The 17,027-nt window shown below is 52.6% G+C and carries 14 protein-coding genes and 1 pseudogene; 5 read left to right on the plus strand and 10 right to left on the minus strand.

Annotation, left to right across the window (positions count from 1 at the left end; all coding sequences use genetic code 11):
* Positions 1 to 3: 3 nt before the first annotated feature.
* A complete protein-coding gene (proB, locus tag HV352_RS18760; protein ID WP_165408485.1) occupies positions 4 to 1,107 on the minus strand; it encodes a glutamate 5-kinase in 1,104 nt (367 codons plus the stop codon).
* Between the two features lie 289 nt (positions 1,108 to 1,396).
* Between proB and phoE the strand changes: the two genes are divergently transcribed.
* Entirely contained in the window at positions 1,397 to 2,452 is a 1,056-nt protein-coding gene (phoE, locus tag HV352_RS18765) for a phosphoporin PhoE (RefSeq protein ID WP_181634982.1), read from the plus strand.
* Positions 2,453 to 2,509: 57 nt separating this feature from the next.
* On the opposite strand, the gene crl is transcribed toward phoE, so the two are convergent.
* From crl to gpt, 3 genes are all read right to left on the minus strand, one after another.
* Positions 2,510 to 2,911 (minus strand): sigma factor-binding protein Crl, encoded by a 402-nt coding sequence (crl, locus tag HV352_RS18770; RefSeq protein ID WP_016151866.1) that lies wholly within the window; start codon positions 2,909 to 2,911, stop codon positions 2,510 to 2,512.
* 57 nt (positions 2,912 to 2,968) lie between these two features.
* On the minus strand, positions 2,969 to 4,213 hold the full coding sequence (frsA, locus tag HV352_RS18775) for an esterase FrsA (protein WP_016155767.1): 1,245 nt from the start codon (positions 4,211 to 4,213) through the stop codon (positions 2,969 to 2,971).
* Positions 4,214 to 4,311: 98 nt separating this feature from the next.
* The gene (gpt, locus tag HV352_RS18780) at positions 4,312 to 4,770 is read right to left on the minus strand and encodes a xanthine phosphoribosyltransferase (RefSeq protein WP_003031380.1); all 459 of its coding nucleotides are present in this window, start codon (positions 4,768 to 4,770) and stop codon (positions 4,312 to 4,314) included.
* A gap of 261 nt (positions 4,771 to 5,031) precedes the next feature.
* Here gpt and pepD point away from each other — a divergent pair, with 261 nt between their 5' ends.
* Complete coding sequence (gene pepD, locus HV352_RS18785; protein WP_016151863.1) at positions 5,032 to 6,489, plus strand: cytosol nonspecific dipeptidase; 1,458 nt, start codon at positions 5,032 to 5,034, stop codon at positions 6,487 to 6,489.
* A 53-nt stretch (positions 6,490 to 6,542) separates the two neighbouring features.
* Here the strand turns inward: pepD and dinB are convergent, their stop codons facing one another.
* The 3 genes from dinB to lafU all read right to left on the minus strand — a co-directional run bounded on the left by dinB (position 6,543) and on the right by lafU (position 9,276).
* Positions 6,543 to 7,598 (minus strand): DNA polymerase IV, encoded by a 1,056-nt coding sequence (gene dinB / locus HV352_RS18790; protein ID WP_016155765.1) that lies wholly within the window; start codon positions 7,596 to 7,598, stop codon positions 6,543 to 6,545.
* Positions 7,599 to 7,664: 66 nt separating this feature from the next.
* Complete coding sequence (locus tag HV352_RS18795) at positions 7,665 to 8,306, minus strand: hypothetical protein (RefSeq protein WP_016151861.1); 642 nt, start codon at positions 8,304 to 8,306, stop codon at positions 7,665 to 7,667.
* A 55-nt stretch (positions 8,307 to 8,361) separates the two neighbouring features.
* The gene (gene lafU, locus HV352_RS18800; RefSeq protein ID WP_071600315.1) at positions 8,362 to 9,276 is read right to left on the minus strand and encodes a putative lateral flagellar export/assembly protein LafU; all 915 of its coding nucleotides are present in this window, start codon (positions 9,274 to 9,276) and stop codon (positions 8,362 to 8,364) included.
* Here lafU and HV352_RS18805 point away from each other — a divergent pair.
* A pseudogene (locus tag HV352_RS18805) lies at positions 9,203 to 10,906 on the plus strand (flagellar biosynthesis protein FlhA); the annotation flags it as partial. The gene lafU and the pseudogene HV352_RS18805 overlap by 74 nt on opposite strands.
* Before the next feature lie 38 nt (positions 10,907 to 10,944).
* Here the strand turns inward: HV352_RS18805 and HV352_RS18810 are convergent.
* On the minus strand, positions 10,945 to 11,706 hold the full coding sequence (locus HV352_RS18810; RefSeq protein ID WP_016155761.1) for a C40 family peptidase: 762 nt from the start codon (positions 11,704 to 11,706) through the stop codon (positions 10,945 to 10,947).
* Between the two features lie 349 nt (positions 11,707 to 12,055).
* Here HV352_RS18810 and dpaA point away from each other — a divergent pair, with 349 nt between their 5' ends.
* Positions 12,056 to 12,796: a peptidoglycan meso-diaminopimelic acid protein amidase gene (dpaA, locus tag HV352_RS18815; protein ID WP_016151817.1), complete on the plus strand. Its 741-nt coding sequence runs from the start codon at positions 12,056 to 12,058 to the stop codon at positions 12,794 to 12,796.
* Here the strand turns inward: dpaA and HV352_RS18820 are convergent.
* Together HV352_RS18820 and lpcA are read right to left on the minus strand one after the other, a co-directional pair.
* Positions 12,767 to 13,534 (minus strand): class II glutamine amidotransferase, encoded by a 768-nt coding sequence (locus tag HV352_RS18820; protein WP_181634983.1) that lies wholly within the window; start codon positions 13,532 to 13,534, stop codon positions 12,767 to 12,769. The genes dpaA and HV352_RS18820 overlap by 30 nt on opposite strands.
* A gap of 149 nt (positions 13,535 to 13,683) precedes the next feature.
* Complete coding sequence (gene lpcA / locus HV352_RS18825; protein WP_016151815.1) at positions 13,684 to 14,262, minus strand: D-sedoheptulose 7-phosphate isomerase; 579 nt, start codon at positions 14,260 to 14,262, stop codon at positions 13,684 to 13,686.
* A 239-nt stretch (positions 14,263 to 14,501) separates the two neighbouring features.
* Here lpcA and fadE point away from each other — a divergent pair, with 239 nt between their 5' ends.
* Complete coding sequence (gene fadE / locus HV352_RS18830) at positions 14,502 to 16,946, plus strand: acyl-CoA dehydrogenase FadE (RefSeq protein WP_016155759.1); 2,445 nt, start codon at positions 14,502 to 14,504, stop codon at positions 16,944 to 16,946.
* Positions 16,947 to 17,027: the final 81 nt, after the last annotated feature.

Here is a 17,027-nt window from a genome sequence, read left to right on the forward strand (position 1 = left end):
TCCTTAACGGGTAATCATGTCGTCGCGATGGACAGCAACCGGACCGTATTCGTAGCCCAGGATGGTGTCGATCTGTTGTGAGTGATGTCCGGCAATACGGCGCAGCGCATCGCTGTTATAGCGGGTAACGCCGTGGGCAATATCGCGCCCTTCGAGATTGCAGATGCGGATCACTTCACCACGAGAGAAGTTGCCTGTCACGCTTTTAATACCTTTTGGCAGTAATGAACTGCCACGCTCCAGAATCGCTGCGGTCGCCCCCTCATCAACGGTAATTTCCCCGGCTGGCGGTGCGCCGAAGATCCAGCGTTTACGGTTCTCCAGCGGAGAGGCCTGAGCATGAAAACGCGTCCCAACGGAGACGCCTTCCATCACGTCGCCAATTACGCCCGGCTTGCTGCCTGCGGCAATAATGGTGTCAATCCCGGCGCGGCATGCAACATCAGCGGCCTGCAGTTTAGTCCCCATACCACCGGTTCCCAGCCCCGAGACGCTATCACCGGCAATGGCGCGCAGCGTATCATCAATACCGTGAACGTCTTTGATCAGCTCAGCCTGCGGGTTGGTGCGCGGATCGGCGGTAAACAGCCCTTGCTGATCGGTCAGCAGCAGCAGCTTATCGGCCCCGGCCAGAATCGCCGCCAGCGCTGAAAGGTTGTCGTTATCACCGACTTTAATTTCGGCAGTCGCTACGGCGTCGTTCTCATTAATGACAGGAACGATGTTGTTATCCAGCAGCGCGCGTAGCGTATCGCGGGCGTTAAGGAAGCGCTCTCTGTCTTCCATATCCGCACGCGTTAGCAGCATCTGTCCGATGTGAATACCGTAAATAGAGAACAACTGTTCCCACAGTTGAATCAATCGGCTCTGCCCTACCGCCGCCAACAGCTGTTTCGAGGCTATCGTTGCCGGGAGCTCAGGGTAACCCAGATGCTCACGTCCGGCGGCAATCGCGCCCGAGGTAACGATAACAATACGATGCCCTGCGGCATGGAGCTGCGCACACTGGCGAACCAGTTCTACGATGTGGGCGCGGTTCAGGCGGCGCGATCCGCCCGTTAACACACTGGTGCCAAGTTTTACCACCAGCGTCTGGCTGTCACTCATGATTCTCTGCCATTCAAAATTGGGGAAAATGATATTAAACGAACGTTTTAGCAGGACTGGCCCCGGTTGCCAACAACCAGCGCACAAAGCATGAAATTTTATTGCGCAGGATCAGCAAGCGTAGCGGCAGATTTTGACGAATTTATTACAGAAACAAAAAAACATCCTTTTTTAAAAATATTCTTACTTTGTCATAAAACGTTCATTACCAGACGTTAAAAACCCTCCTGTCTTTTAACGGGGATCACACCCAGTGAATATTAGCGCGTACTTTTAATCAGGAATGAAAATGAAAAAGAGCACTCTGGCATTAGTGGTGATGGGTATTACTGCGTCGGCATCCGTACAGGCAGCGGAAGTGTATAACAAGAACGGTAATAAACTGGACCTGTACGGCAAAGTAAAAGCCATGCATTACATGACGGATTATGACAGCAAAGACGGCGACCAGAGCTATATCCGTTTAGGTTTTAAAGGCGAAACGCAAATTAACGATGAACTGACGGGATATGGCCGCTGGGAAGCAGAGTTCGCCGGCAATAAAGCCGAAAGCGACTCAAACCAGCAAAAAACCCGTCTGGCCTTTGCCGGTCTGAAATTAAAAAACCTTGGCTCGTTTGATTACGGTCGTAACCTCGGCGCGCTGTACGACGTGGAAGCGTGGACCGATATGTTCCCGGAATTCGGCGGCGACTCCTCCGCGCAGACCGATAACTTTATGACCAAACGCGCCAGCGGCCTGGCGACCTACCGTAACACCGACTTCTTCGGCGTCGTGGATGGTCTGGATCTCACCCTGCAATACCAGGGGAAAAATCAGGACCGCGATGTGAAAAAACAAAATGGCGACGGTTTTGGTACTTCCGTTACCTATGACTTTGGCGGCAGCGATTTCGCGGTGAGCGGTGCGTATACCAACTCCGATCGTACCAACCAGCAGAATCTGCAAACGCGTGGGACTGGCGAGAAAGCAGAAGCCTGGGCAACCGGTTTAAAATATGATGCTAACGATATTTATATTGCGACGTTCTATTCTGAAACGCGCAATATGACGCCAATTTCCGGTGGCTTCGCTAATAAAACACAGAACTTCGAAGCGGTAGTTCAGTACCAGTTTGACTTTGGTCTGCGTCCGTCACTGGGTTATGTGCTGTCAAAAGGGAAAGATATTGAAGGCGTAGGCAATGAGGATCTGGTGAATTATATCGACGTTGGCGCAACATACTATTTCAACAAAAATATGTCCGCGTTTGTCGATTATAAAATCAACCAGCTCGATAGCGACAATAAACTGGGCATCAACAATGATGATATCGTTGCTGTCGGTATGGTTTATCAGTTCTGATGTAGCATAAAAAAATGCCGGATGGGGTTGCGCCGCCATCCGGCATTTTACTGTTCATTATGCCGTTAATTTAACCGGTTCATCGTTAAAATCGTCAGCAGGCTCCAGCGCCAGATTCAGCGACGTTAACAACCCACGTAATTTTTCATGAAATTCACGTAAGGTGTATTCCAGTCGCTCTACCACTTCAGTCTCTTTCACCGGCACCGCAGTCCAGTTCCCGTCTTTATCGAACAAGCCAAACTGGTAGCTGTACGTGAAGCGTTTTTCCTGCGCCTCCAGTTCCATCCACCAGCCCCAAAACTCGCGTTTCTCTGGGGCGGGTTTCACATTGACGCAAACAGCCAGACAATCGAAAAAAAACCGATTATCTTCGCACTGCCCTTCCCGGATGTACGGGCCAAGCGCGGTGAATTTCTTGATCAATCTACTTTTCGGATGCCCACTCGGTAACGTCATTACGATCTCCTTAGGTGAAGCACCTGTTTTACCAAATCGATAAAATTTAGCAAACTTTTAACACAATCTCTGATTGATCCAACCGGTTATTTCCTGCAGCCCTTTGTCAAAATTGCGATACACCGGGTTGAATGGAATCTCCAGCAGCTTACCGTCAGAAGATGAAGATGTGATTAAACGCGACTCCTCTTCCGGGCTAAACGGATCGTTTTTCCAGAACCCCGACAGCATTGGCGTCGGGCAGCGTCGGCCCAGCAGGCCCTGCACTTTTAATGAATAGCGATTAAGCTCAACGCGCAACGCTTCATCGGATGCGTCGTGCATCCCTAAACGACTGGCCAGAACGTCAAGGTACATTTCCGGGACGCTTGCCTGGCGCTGCGGGTCGCTAAGCAGCGCATGAACCACCGGACCCAAACAGGCCACCGCCTTCAGACGTGATGATTCCAGATACGCCAGGCGTACCGCCACGTTGGCGCCAAAGCGGAAGCCGAAGGCCGCCACACGGGTGTGATCCACCCACGGAACATTCGGCAGCGCTTTTAATACGTGCTGGTGCAGCAGGCTGGAGTCCTGGGTCAGTTTCCATTTTGACGAGAACCCGACCGACGGCATATCCAGCGTCAGCATGGCAATACCGCGCGGGGCAAAGTAGCGCTCATACAGAGTGTAATAATCCGTTTGCATGGAATCGAGGCCACCGCACATCAGCACCGTCGGGAACGGACCGTCGCCTTTTGGCATATGCAGGAAGCCGGTAATCGGCGCGCCGCCGGTAACGGCAAATTCCATCTCACGCAGCGTGCCCGGCAGACGCTGTGCGGCCTCTTCATAGGCGCGATTGGCCAGAGCCTGCGCCTGCTCTGCCAGCTCATCGCCTTTTAAGTGCGGATAAGCAGCGATGTTGTAGAGCGTGGAAGCATGCAGCCAGTGACGTCCGCTCACCTGAGGATCCTCTTCCATAGAGGCTTTCTGTTGCCAGTCCATCGCCTGCTTCGCCCACTCGTAAATCCAGTTTCCGCCGCGATAGCCGATAACCGTGTCGTAAAGCTCTTTATCGGTGCGTTCGGCTTCGCTCATGACGATACGTGCCTGCACTTCGAGGATTTCGCGCGGATCGACGCCACGCCAGATCCACATCAGGCGGTTCACCATGCGGTACCAGTGCGGGATGGTTTTGCCATCCAGAGTCGATTGTACGGACGGCTGCGCGCCGTGATTAAAACGACGAACCAGCGTTGACGTTTCAGGGTGTTTGAAGCGGGGTTTAAACAGGACTTCGCTGAGGTTAGCCTGTGACATGATTGCAGCCTCCATGAGTACTCACTAAGGCATAGTGTAACCTGACACAGCACAAAAAGAACAACGCCCGACAGTGCGGGCGTTGAAAACTTTTTAGATTAGCGACCCGAGATCGGCGGAACGAACACTACGCCCATATCCCACGGCTGCTCAATCCAGGTATCCTGAGGGATATCAACAACATAATCATTCACCAGCGGGCGACCTGCCGGCTTAGCGAAAATAGTGACGAAATGCGCTTTAGGGTACATTTCGCGGATCGCTACGGCGGTACCACCGGTGTCAACCAGGTCATCAATTACGATGAAACCTTCACCGTCGCCTTCGGCACGCTTCAGCACTTTCAGTTCGCGCTGGTTGTCGTGATCGTAGCTGGAGATGCATACGGTATCGACATGACGAATACCCAATTCACGCGCCAGCAATGCGCCCGGCACCAGACCACCACGGCTAACGGCAATAATGCCTTTCCATTGTTCAGAAGGCATCAGGCGGCTTGCCAGTTTACGTGCATGGATCTGCAACATGTCCCAGGTGACGACGTATTTTTCGCTCATGTGAAGTGTCCCAGCCTGTTTATCTACGGCTTAAAAAGTGTTCGAGGGGGAAATAGGTTGCGCGAGATTATAGAGATCTGACGCACTAAAAACCAGTGTTTCGCGGAATCCGCGCCTCTTTTTGCATGCTTTATGCTAGCCGTCAGCGGAGAAAGTGGTATTCTCAATCGCATCGCGCAAGCCTGACTTGTGATGTTTTTAATTCTGCTAACCCTGTGGCCTGCAAGCAAGTTTTGTAGGGCATCGCCAAGGAGACTCAACGTGTCTGAACTGTCTCAGTTATCCCCGCAACCGCTGTGGGATATTTTTGCCAAAATCTGTTCTATTCCTCATCCGTCCTACCATGAAGAGCAGCTCGCTGAACACATTCTGAGCTGGGCCCAAGAGAAAGGTTTCCACGTCGAGCGCGATCAGGTCGGTAATATCCTGATTCGCAAACCCGCTACCGCAGGAATGGAAAACCGCAAGCCGGTCGTTCTGCAAGCGCACCTGGATATGGTCCCGCAGAAAAATAACGACACCGTGCATGACTTCACTAAAGATCCTATCCAGCCTTATATTGACGGCGAATGGGTAAAAGCCCGTGGCACCACGCTGGGTGCGGATAACGGCATCGGTATGGCGTCCGCACTGGCCGTTCTGGCTGATGACAACGTGGTACACGGTCCGCTCGAAGTGCTGCTGACCATGACCGAAGAAGCAGGTATGGATGGCGCGTTTGGTCTGCAGGCTAACTGGCTGCAGGCAGATATCCTGATCAACACCGACTCTGAAGAAGAAGGTGAGATCTATATGGGTTGCGCAGGCGGTATCGACTTTACCTCTAACCTGCCGCTGTCCCGTGAAGCAATCCCGGCTGGCTTCCAGAGCTTTAAGCTGACGTTGAAAGGCCTGAAAGGCGGTCACTCCGGTGGCGAAATCCACGTTGGTCTCGGTAACGCTAACAAGCTGCTGGTACGCTTCCTGGCGGGTCACGCTGAAGAGCTGGATCTGCGTCTGGTTGATTTCAACGGCGGTACGCTGCGCAACGCAATTCCGCGTGAAGCCTTTGCCACCCTCGCCGTGGCGGCAGATAAAGTTGATGCGTTAAAAGCGCTGGTCAACACCTACCAGGAAATCCTGAAAAACGAACTGGAAGCCAAAGAGAAGAACCTGGCTCTGCTGCTGGATGCAGTTACTCACGACAAAGCCGCGCTGACCACTCAGTCTCGCGACAGCTTCGTACGTCTGCTGAACGCCACCCCGAACGGTGTTATCCGCAACTCCGACGTAGCCAAAGGCGTGGTTGAAACCTCCCTGAACGTCGGCGTTGTAACCATGACTGACGACAACGTTGAAATTCACTGCCTGATCCGTTCCCTGATCGACAGCGGTAAAGACTACGTGGTAAGCATGCTGGATTCACTGGGTAAACTGGCTGGCGCGAAAACCCAGGCCAAAGGCGGATACCCTGGCTGGCAGCCGGATGCTAACTCTCCGGTTATGCACCTGGTTCGCGAAACCTACCAGCGTCTGTTCAACAAAACGCCAAACATCCAGATCATTCACGCCGGTCTGGAATGTGGTCTGTTCAAGAAACCGTATCCGGAAATGGACATGGTTTCCATCGGGCCAACCATCACCGGTCCGCACTCCCCGGATGAGCAGGTTCATATCGAAAGCGTTGGTCACTACTGGACGCTGCTGACTGAACTGCTGAAGTCGATTCCGGCGAAGTAAGATTCTGCGCTAAATGCCGGATAGCGCTGCGCTTATCCGGCAATCCATCAGAGTCACAGCCCCAACAGCAGCTGTCTTTCCAGTTGGGGATCCAGCAGCGTGACGTGTAATCCCACCAGCCTCACGCCTCGCCCTCCCCGACGTTCTTCCCAGGTTTTACGCGCCGTCGCAATTAAGTCATCTTTATTTAAGCGCGGCCAGACGTGCTCCTGCGTGGTCTGCTGAAAATCATTAAACTTGAGTTTTATCCCCTGGCGAGCGATAAGGAGATCCGGCTTTACCTTGGCCAGACGCCGTTCCAGTTCGGGATAAAGCCGCTCAATAATCGCCTCGCATTCTGACCACTCATGAATATCTTCCGCCAGCGTGCGCTCCACGCCGACGGATTTGCGCAGTCTGTCGTTGTTAACGTCCCGCTCGTCAATGCCCTGGCTTCGCTCCCACAGCACGCGACCAAACTTACCAAAACGTTTGAGCAGCATTGCCAGGTCGTATTTTTGAACATCCTCGCAGGTACGCAATCCCATTGATTCCAGCTTCGCGGCGGAGACTTTGCCGACGCCGGGAATTTTGCCTAGCGGTAACGTTTTGAGAAATTCAGGAACATCGGCAGGGGTAATCACATATTGCCCGTTGGGCTTGTTGAGATCGGAGGCTATTTTTGCCAGAAATTTAACCGGCGCAATCCCGGCGGAGGCGGTTAGCTGCAGCTCGTTAAAAATCGTCTGGCGGATCTCCTGGGCGATCAGCGTGGCAGAACCGTGGCAGTGGGTGCTGTCGGTTACATCCAGATAGGCTTCATCCAGCGACAGGGGTTCAATCAGCGAGGTATAGCGGGAGAAAATAGCCTGAATCTGGCGGGAGGCTTCTTTGTAGGCCTCGTAGCGACCGGGTAATAAGGTAAGATGCGGGCATAGCTTTAACGCCATTCCCGTTGGCATCGCGCTACGCACGCCAAATTTGCGCGCCGGGTAATTGGCTGTACTGATAACCCCCCGGCGCTCCCGGCTGCCGCCGATGGCAATGGGAATGTCACGCAGAGCGGGGTTATCGCGCATTTCCACCGCTGCGAAAAAGCAGTCCATATCAACATGTATGATTTTGCGCATTACTCGCCTCCCACAACACTGTTTAAGTATACAGTATTTTTATAGTGTGAGAAGTATGATTATTCCTTACGCCGGACCATTCATGACGAAGCGGGCATCGCACAGGTAACGCACAATATCCTTTTTCGTATGTTCTGCGGGATTCCCCGCCGTACTGACAAACAGTTTATTCACTTTGCGAACATTTGCCCGCAGCAGTTTTTCGATTGTCATCAGGCGGAAGGCATCATTTTCAACGCAGAAAAGCTCGTAGTCGCCCAGACGTTCACCACAAATTTCACAGTGATTCATCCAGTAACGTAGCCCGGTGGTTTTACTTTTATCGAGGTAGTAATTGCTGGCTTTGATGTTCTTTTTTATCTCTTCAGGCAGAGAATTAATGTGGAACAAAAAGCTGTTACGCCTGACCGACTGCCAGCCCTGACCATCCTGATTTTTCTTAATAAAGCGGGTAAACATCACGCCATGGATGCGGGTAATTTGGTGGCAGCTCCAGCAGTGCATCTTCGAGGTAATCACCAGATAGTACGGCGCGACAATATTAAAATTGTCGGTGTCGTAGACATAGTCACGAAGCGCCCCGTTTAGCTCGTGGGGTTCGGTGTACCAGATACCTGAGACCTTGTCGAAATGCGCCCCCTGACAGGCTACATCGGTGACGTTATCAGTATGAATCTCCAATGGAATAATATGGGTTACATCTATCACATTGCCTTCCTGAGGAATAAATTGCCCCCACGTTGCGTGGGGGACGAGAACAGAATTAATGAGTGACGGGAGCAGATTGTTGACGTAAAGAAGTCACCTGCTTTTGCTTGTCCAGCTTATCAACCAGCGGTTGCACAACCTTCTCTCCCTGCTGGCCAAAATATTGATACAACGTATCGGAAGCGCTTTGCGTCAGCACCATGATCTCAATGCGACGGTTCCCGGCACTTTCCGGGTTTTTCGCATCCAGCAGCATTTGGTCCGCCATCGCGCTGACCTGCATGACTTTATTCTGCGGCATTCCGGCATCCTCCAGCACGCGTCGCGCCGACAAAGCGCGGTCGCCGGAGAGGTTCCAGTTGTTGTAAATGTTACTCTTATAGCTCATCGCGTCTGTATGCCCGGTGATGATTATCTTGTTATCCAGCGAGTCAAACACGGGAGTCAGTTCAACCAGCAGCGATTTAAAGAACGGCATAATCCTGGCGCTACCGCGCTCAAACATATTGCGATTCTGGTCATCTTTAATCAGTACGCGCAGCCCCTGAGGAACAATCTCCATCTCGAGGTTAGTTTCCATATGCGCATTGCGGGCGATAACGTTAATGTCGGTCGCCAGTTCGCCCAATTCGCGAGCTGATTTTTGTTTCAGCAGCACCGCTTTTTCATTCACATCCAGCGCCTTTTTCGCGTTCTCTTCCGTAATTTTCGCCGTCTCCTGCGGGTTGACGGTTTTATCGAGTTTGTTGCGCGTGACGTTTTTCTTCTGCGCTCCCGGCGCTATCGGCTGCTTGCCCAGCTTATTTAACGGCGCCATACCGCCACCGTTAAAGATTGACTGACCATGCAGCGCCGCCACGATATTTTCGCGGTCAGCTTTACTGACACTGTTCACAATCAACTTTATCGTGGTTACCAAGGGTGCCGAGCGTATCTCCGAGGTTTCGGCCCGCTTTACGCTGGACGCCATGCCCGGAAAGCAGATGGCGATCGACGCCGATCTGAACGCAGGCCTGATTAATCAGGCCCAGGCGCAGGCACGACGTAAAGATGTGGCGGGCGAAGCGGATTTCTATGGCGCAATGGACGGTGCGTCGAAGTTCGTGCGCGGTGATGCCATCGCCGGGATGATGATCCTGGCCATCAACCTGATAGGCGGCGTCTGTATCGGTATTTTCAAATACGATTTAAGCGCCGAAGCCGCCTTCCAGCAATACGTACTGATGACCATCGGCGACGGTCTGGTCGCCCAGATCCCGTCTCTGCTGCTGTCGACGGCGGCGGCGATTATCGTTACACGCGTGAGCGACAGCGGTGATATCGCCACAGACGTGCGTAGCCAGTTGCTGGCCAGCCCCTCCGTACTCTATACCGCCACCAGCATTATGTTTGTACTGGCGGTGGTACCGGGAATGCCGCACTTCCCGTTCCTGGTGTTCAGCGCCCTGATGGGGTTCACCGCCTGGCGTATGAGCAAGCGCCCGAAGGTGGCTGAAACTGAAGAGAAAAATCTTGAGACGCTGACCAAAACCATCGTTGAAACCACCGAGCAACAGGTCAGTTGGGAAACTATCCCTTTGATCGAGCCAATCAGCCTGAGCCTGGGGTACAAGCTGGTGTCGCTGGTAGACAAATCCAAAGGGAATCCGCTCACTCAACGTATTCGCGGTGTACGGCAGGTTATCTCAGACACTAACGGCGTGCTGCTCCCGGAAATTCGCATCCGCGAAAACTTCCGTCTAAAACCGACCCAGTACGCCATTTTTATCAATGGGATCAAGGCTGATGAGGCCGATATTCCTTCAGATAAACTGATGGCGCTGCCCTCCAGTGAAACGTATGGCGAGATCGATGGTGTGTTAGGCCACGATCCGGCCTATGGTATGCCGGTGACGTGGATTGTCCCGGCGCAAAAAGCCAAAGCGCTAAATATGGGGTATCAGGTCATTGATAGTGCCAGCGTCATTGCGACGCATGTGAATAAGGTCATTCGCAACTTTATTCCCGACCTGTTTAACTACGATGATATTACCCAACTGCATAACCGCCTCTCTTCGATGGCCCCCCGTCTGGCGGAAGATCTGAGCGCGGCGCTGAATTACAGCCAGCTCTTGAAGGTTTATCGGGCGCTACTGGTCGAAGGCGTGCCGCTGCGCGATATCGTTACCATTGCCACCGTACTGGTCGCCAGTAGCGCCGTCACTAAAGATCATATTCTGTTGACGGCAGATGTGCGTCTGGCGCTCCGTCGCAGCATTACCCATCCGTTTGTGCGCAAAGATGAGCTGGCGGTCTACACGCTGAATAATGAGCTGGAGAATCTGCTGGCTAATGTAGTGAATCAGGCTCAGCAAAGCGGCAAAGTGGTGCTCGATAGCGTACCGGTCGATCCTAATATGCTGAATCAGTTCCAGACCAATATGCCGCAGATTAAAGAACAGATGAAAGCCGCGGGTAAAGAGCCGGTACTGCTGGTCGCACCGCAGCTACGTCCTCTGCTCGCGCGCTATGCGCGCCTGTTTGCACCAGGCTTACAGGTGTTGTCATATAACGAAGTTCCGGATGAGCTGGAATTAAAGATTATGGGGGCGTTGAGTTAACCCCTGACGAGGCGGTGCCATTCGCACCGCCTTTTTGATTACAGAATGGTATTTTCCGTCAGAATACGACGAGCGCCGAGATAATGATCCTGCCAGAAGTCATCGGATAAATTGCTCACCCGAATCGTTTCTCCCGTACGCGGCGATTCAATAAATTGTCCCTGCCCCAAATAGACGCCCATATGATCGGCAATATCCCGACTGTGAATATGAAAGAACAATAAATCACCACGACGAAGGTCGCGATTCGCGACGATGGTCGCCCGCCGATAGTGATACATTTCATTCGCCGTACGTGGCAATTTTGCTGCCAGAATTTTGTTGTAGGCATAAAAGATCAGCCCGCTACAGTCAAAGCCTTGTTCCGGGCTGGTCCCGCCCCACAAATAGGGTTTACCTAACTGCTGCTCAAGACGGTGGATTGCCACTTCGGTTATGTTGTGCAGATGATCGCTACTGAGAAAATGGTCATTCTCAGCCAGCTCCTGCCAGCGTTGATCGCTCGCTTTTAGTGGCCCCGGGAACCACTCCGGGTGCTGTTTAATCAGCGTCCTGTTTTGCTGGCGCAGCGCGCTTTTACTTTGCGCATTACCTTCTACCACATAACTTGCCTGCTTTTTTACCTGCGCGTGGTACTGCTTCAGCAGCCGGGCGCGGTTACGCATGCGTAATTGCGCCGCATAGCTTAAATGGGCGTCAGATAAGAGGGGCTGAACTTTGGCGACAGACGGCGAGGACAACACAACACACAAAGACAGCAGACCCGGCAAAAAGCGTCGGGGCGCAGAGACAAAAGACATGAAAACAACACTACCTAATCAAACACGTTCGCCGCAGTCTACCGCTATTGCCGGGCATTCCATTTTAATATTCGATTATTAAATTATTAATTTTTTAAATTCAATATATTAGGAATTCTGCACTCAGAAGACTTAATGACGTGCGCTAACCCACAAAATACGTCAGTGTCTGACTGCCTTTAAGCACAATTTTCCGTATAAAGAAAATCTAAAGTGTAAACGCCGCACGAGAGACTTGCGAAAAACTCTCTGGGTGATAATGTGAGCGCTCCAGATCCAGATTTATCCGATTTGGGAACTCTTTTTGCCGTCCTGGCGTGTGTAATCGTTTTATCAAGGAATAAGCAGTATGCGTAAAATCGCATTTTTTCTTGCGATGCTTTTATTGCCGTGCGTTTCATTTGCCGGTTTGCTGAGCAGCAGCAGCCCGACTACGCCTGTCAGCAAAGAATATAAGCAGCAATTAATGGGCTCCCCCGTCTATATCCAGATCTTCAAAGAAGAGCGAACGCTGGATCTGTACGTCAAGATGGGCGAACAGTATCAATTGCTCGACAGCTATAAGATCTGCAATTATTCCGGCGGCTTAGGTCCGAAACAGCGTCAGGGCGATTTCAAAAGCCCGGAAGGGTTTTACAGCGTACAGCGCGGACAGCTGAAACCGGATAGCCGCTTTTATAAAGCGATTAACATTGGTTTCCCTAACGCCTACGACCGCGCACACGGTTATGAAGGTAAATACCTGATGATCCACGGCGCCTGCGTTTCCGTCGGCTGCTACGCAATGACCGACAACGGCATTGATGAGATTTTCCAGTTTGTCACCGGCGCACTGGTATTTGGGCAGTCCAGCGTGCAGGTTAGCATTTATCCATTCCGCATGACCGATGCCAACATGCAGCGCCATAAGTTCTCGTATTACAAAGAATTCTGGGCGCAGCTAAAGCCTGGCTACGATTACTTTGAACAAACGCGTAAGCCACCGACAGTTTCCGTCGTCGATGGCCGTTACGTTATCAGCAAGCCGTTGAGTCACGAAGTGGTTCAGCCGCAACTGGCATCAAACTATACGCTCCCCGAGACAAAATAACGCCCACTCGCCTGGCATAATCTTTTGCCAGGTTTCATTGCCGGTTAGCGGCTGAGTGGCAATCACGGTGACCACATCATTGGGTGTGGTCTCTGAGCTAAAATCGATTTCCACATCCTGATCCAGCAGTGTCGCCACGCCAAACGGCGCACGACGGGTGATCCAAAACAGGTTGGTCGAGCAGAAAGCCATCACATAACGCCCGTCAGACAACAGCATGTTGAAGACACCCTTCTCACGCAATTCTCCTGCCAGCATCGCGATATATTTAAACACTGCCGTCATATTGCCAGGCGTACGGGGATACCGTTCAGTCAGCTTGTGGAGCAGCCAGCAGAAAGCTTTTTCGCTGTCGGTTTCCCCGACCGGGCGGAAATTACCGGTTTCCTGCGATTTATAGCCGCTGAGCTGTCCGTTATGAGCGTACGTCCAGTTACGTCCCCACAGTTCACGCGTAAATGGATGGGTATTTTCCAATGCCACTTCGCCACGATTCGCCTGACGAATATGGGCAATCACGGAACAGGATTTGATGGGATAGTCTTGAACCAGTTTGGCGATAGGCGAATTAAAGCTGGGTTGCGGATCTTTAAACGTACGGCAGCCCTTACCTTCATAAAACGTAATACCCCAGCCGTCTTTGTGCGGCCCGGTACCTCCGCCGCGCTGAACCAGCCCGGTGAAGCTAAAGCAGATATCGGTTGGCACATTGGCGCTCATCCCGAGCAGTTCGCACATACATCACCTCCACAAACGCCTTTAAGCGGGAAGGCGTAATTGTTGCAGCCAGTTTAGATTCGGACAGCGCGCAGAAACCGGAGCGTACACGTAGTACGTGAGGATTTCGGGCACTGCCCGGATTCAAAATGGCAAATAAAATAGCCTTCTTACTTCACCATCTCTTTTTCGATCAACTGGATCAGGATATGGATCACTTTGATATGAATTTCCTGAATGCGGTCAGCATAGCCAAAGTGCGGCACGCGAATTTCGATATCCGCACTACCCGCCATTTTGCCGCCATCTTTACCAGTCAGGGTGATGACTTTCATCCCTTTCTCACGCGCTGCGGCAATCGCTTTAATCACGTTACCGGAGTTACCCGAAGTAGAGATGCCTAACAGGACATCGCCTTCGCGACCCACGGCTTCAACGTAGCGGGAGAAGACATAATCGTAACCGAAATCGTTGCTGACGCAGGAGATATGGCTGACATCAGAGATAGCGATCGCCGGGTAGCCTGGGCGGTTTTCGCGATAACGTCCGGTCAGCTCTTCGGCGAAGTGCATCGCGTCGCAATGGGAACCGCCGTTACCGCAAGAAAGTACCTTACCGCCAGCTTTAAAGCTGTCTGCCAACAGGACCGCCGCGCGCTGAATGGCGTGAATATTGGCGTCATCTTTAAGAAAATTAGCCAGCGTTTCCGCCGCTTCGCTCAGTTCGTTACGAATAAGATCCTGGTACATGAGGATATCCTTCAGCATGAATGTAAATGACAAGATGCAGTGTACCGGATAGCGCTACCAGCGAGAAGTACAAGCCACAGGAATGGCTGCGGCTTTTGATTTTTTGTGCCGGTTAAAACAGCAACAATGTGAGCTTTGTTGTAATTATTTTGTAAACACATTGCTAAAAGAATTTACATCCACTACAACCATATCATCACAAGTGGTCAGACCTCCTACAAGCAAGGGAGCTTTTCGTTATGATGATTTTGAGTATTATCGCTACGGTTGTTCTGCTCAGCGTTCTGTTTTATCACCGCGTGAGCTTATTCCTCAGCAGCTTAATTTTGCTCGCCTGGACAGCTGCGCTTGGCGTGGTTGGCCTGTGGTCAATCTGGCTGCTGGTTCCTCTGGCCATTCTCCTCGTACCGTTTAACTTTACGCCAATGCGCAAATCCATGATCTCTGCGCCAGTGTTCCGCGGTTTCCGTAAAGTCATGCCGCCGATGTCGCGCACTGAGAAAGAGGCGATTGATGCCGGTACAACCTGGTGGGAAGGCGACCTGTTCCAGGGCAAGCCAGACTGGAAAAAACTGCATAACTATCCTCAGCCGCATCTGACAGCTGAAGAACAAGCGTTTATTGACGGCCCGGTGGAAGAAGCCTGCCGCATGGCGAACGACTTCCAGATCACCCATGAACTCGCGGATCTGCCGCCGGAACTGTGGGCGTATCTGAAAGAACACCGCTTCTTCGCGATGATCATTAAGAAAGAGTACGGCGGGCTGGAATTCTCCGCGTATGCTCAAGCTCGCGTTCTGCAGAAACTCTCCGGCGTTTCCGGGATCCTGGCGATCACCGTTGGCGTACCTAACTCCTTAGGCCCTGGTGAACTGCTGCAGCATTACGGCACCGAAGAGCAGAAGAATCATTACCTGCCGCGTCTGGCACGTGGTCAGGAGATCCCCTGCTTTGCTCTGACCAGCCCGGAAGCGGGTTCCGATGCAGGCGCGATCCCTGATACCGGCGTGGTTTGTATGGGCGACTGGCAGGGCCAGCAGGTGCTGGGTATGCGCCTGACCTGGAATAAGCGTTATATCACGCTGGCGCCTATCGCTACCGTACTGGGTCTGGCATTTAAACTCTCCGACCCGGAAAAACTGCTGGGTGGTGAAGAAGATCTCGGCATTACCTGTGCGCTGATCCCAACGTCAACGCCAGGCGTACAAATTGGGCGTCGACACTTCCCGCTGAACGTGCCGTTCCAGAACGGTCCGACGCTGGGCAAAGATGTCTTCGTGCCGATTGATTACATCATCGGTGGCCCAAAAATGGCCGGTCAGGGCTGGCGCATGCTGGTGGAATGTCTGTCCGTGGGACGCGGTATTACCCTGCCGTCTAACTCGACGGGCGGCGTGAAATCGGTCGCAATGGCAACCGGCGCGTATGCGCATATTCGTCGCCAGTTCAAAATCTCTATCGGTAAGATGGAAGGTATTGAAGAGCCGTTGGCACGTATTGCGGGTAACGCGTACGTGATGGATGCAGCGGCGTCGCTGATTACCTACGGTATTATGCTGGGTGAAAAACCGGCGGTGCTGTCGGCCATCGTGAAGTATCACTGTACCCACCGTGGACAGCAGTCAATCATCGATGCAATGGATATTACTGGCGGTAAAGGCATTATGCTTGGCGAAAGCAACTTCCTCGCCCGAGCTTATCAGGGCGCGCCTATCGCCATTACCGTTGAAGGTGCCAACATTCTGACCCGGAGCATGATGATCTTCGGTCAGGGGGCGATTCGCTGCCATCCGTACGTTCTGGAAGAGATGGCTGCGGCACAGAGTAACGATGTGAATGCGTTCGACAAGCTGCTGTTCAAACACATCGGCCACGTCGGCAGTAACAAAGTGCGCAGCTTCTGGTTGGGCCTGACGCGCGGCTTAACCAGCAGCACGCCAACCGGCGATGCGACCAAACGTTACTACCAACATCTGAACCGTCTGAGCGCTAACCTGGCACTGCTTTCGGATGTCTCCATGGCCGTACTGGGCGGTAGCCTGAAGCGCCGTGAACGTATCTCCGCGCGTCTGGGCGATGTGTTAAGTCAGCTGTATCTGGCCTCCGCGGTACTGAAGCGTTATGACGATGAAGGCCGTAATGAAGCAGACCTGCCGTTGGTTCACTGGGGCGTTCAGGATGCGTTGTACAAAGCGGAACAGGCGATGGACGACCTGCTGAAAAACTTCCCGAACCGACTGGTCGCGGGCCTGCTGAGTGTGGTTATCTTCCCTACCGGTCGCCACTACCATGCACCGTCTGACAAGCTGGATCATAAAGTCGCGAAGATTCTGCAGGTTCCGAGCGCCACCCGTTCTCGCCTTGGTCGTGGTCAATACCTGACGCCGAGCGAGCATAACCCGGTAGGTTTGCTGGAAGAGGCTTTGCTGGATGTGATTGCAGCCGACCCTATCCACCAGCGGATCTGCAAAGAGCTGGGTAAAAACCTGCCGTTTACCCGCCTGGATGAACTGGCGCACAATGCGCTGGCTAAAGGGCTGATTGATAAAGACGAAGCCGCAATTCTGGTGAAAGCCGAAGCGAGTCGTCTGCGTAGCATCAACGTGGATGACTTTGAACCCGAGGCGCTGGCGACTCAGCCGGTAAAGCTGCCAGAGAAGGTGCGTAAAGTCGAAGCCGCGTAACGACACACGCACAACGTTTAGCCCCGCTTAATGCGGGGCTTTTTATTGCCACATTTCCGTTAGAGCTCATGCTACAGTGTC

The sequence above is a fragment of the Citrobacter sp. RHBSTW-01044 genome (assembly GCF_013781945.1).
GTDB classification, from domain to species: Bacteria; Pseudomonadota; Gammaproteobacteria; order Enterobacterales; family Enterobacteriaceae; genus Citrobacter; species Citrobacter braakii.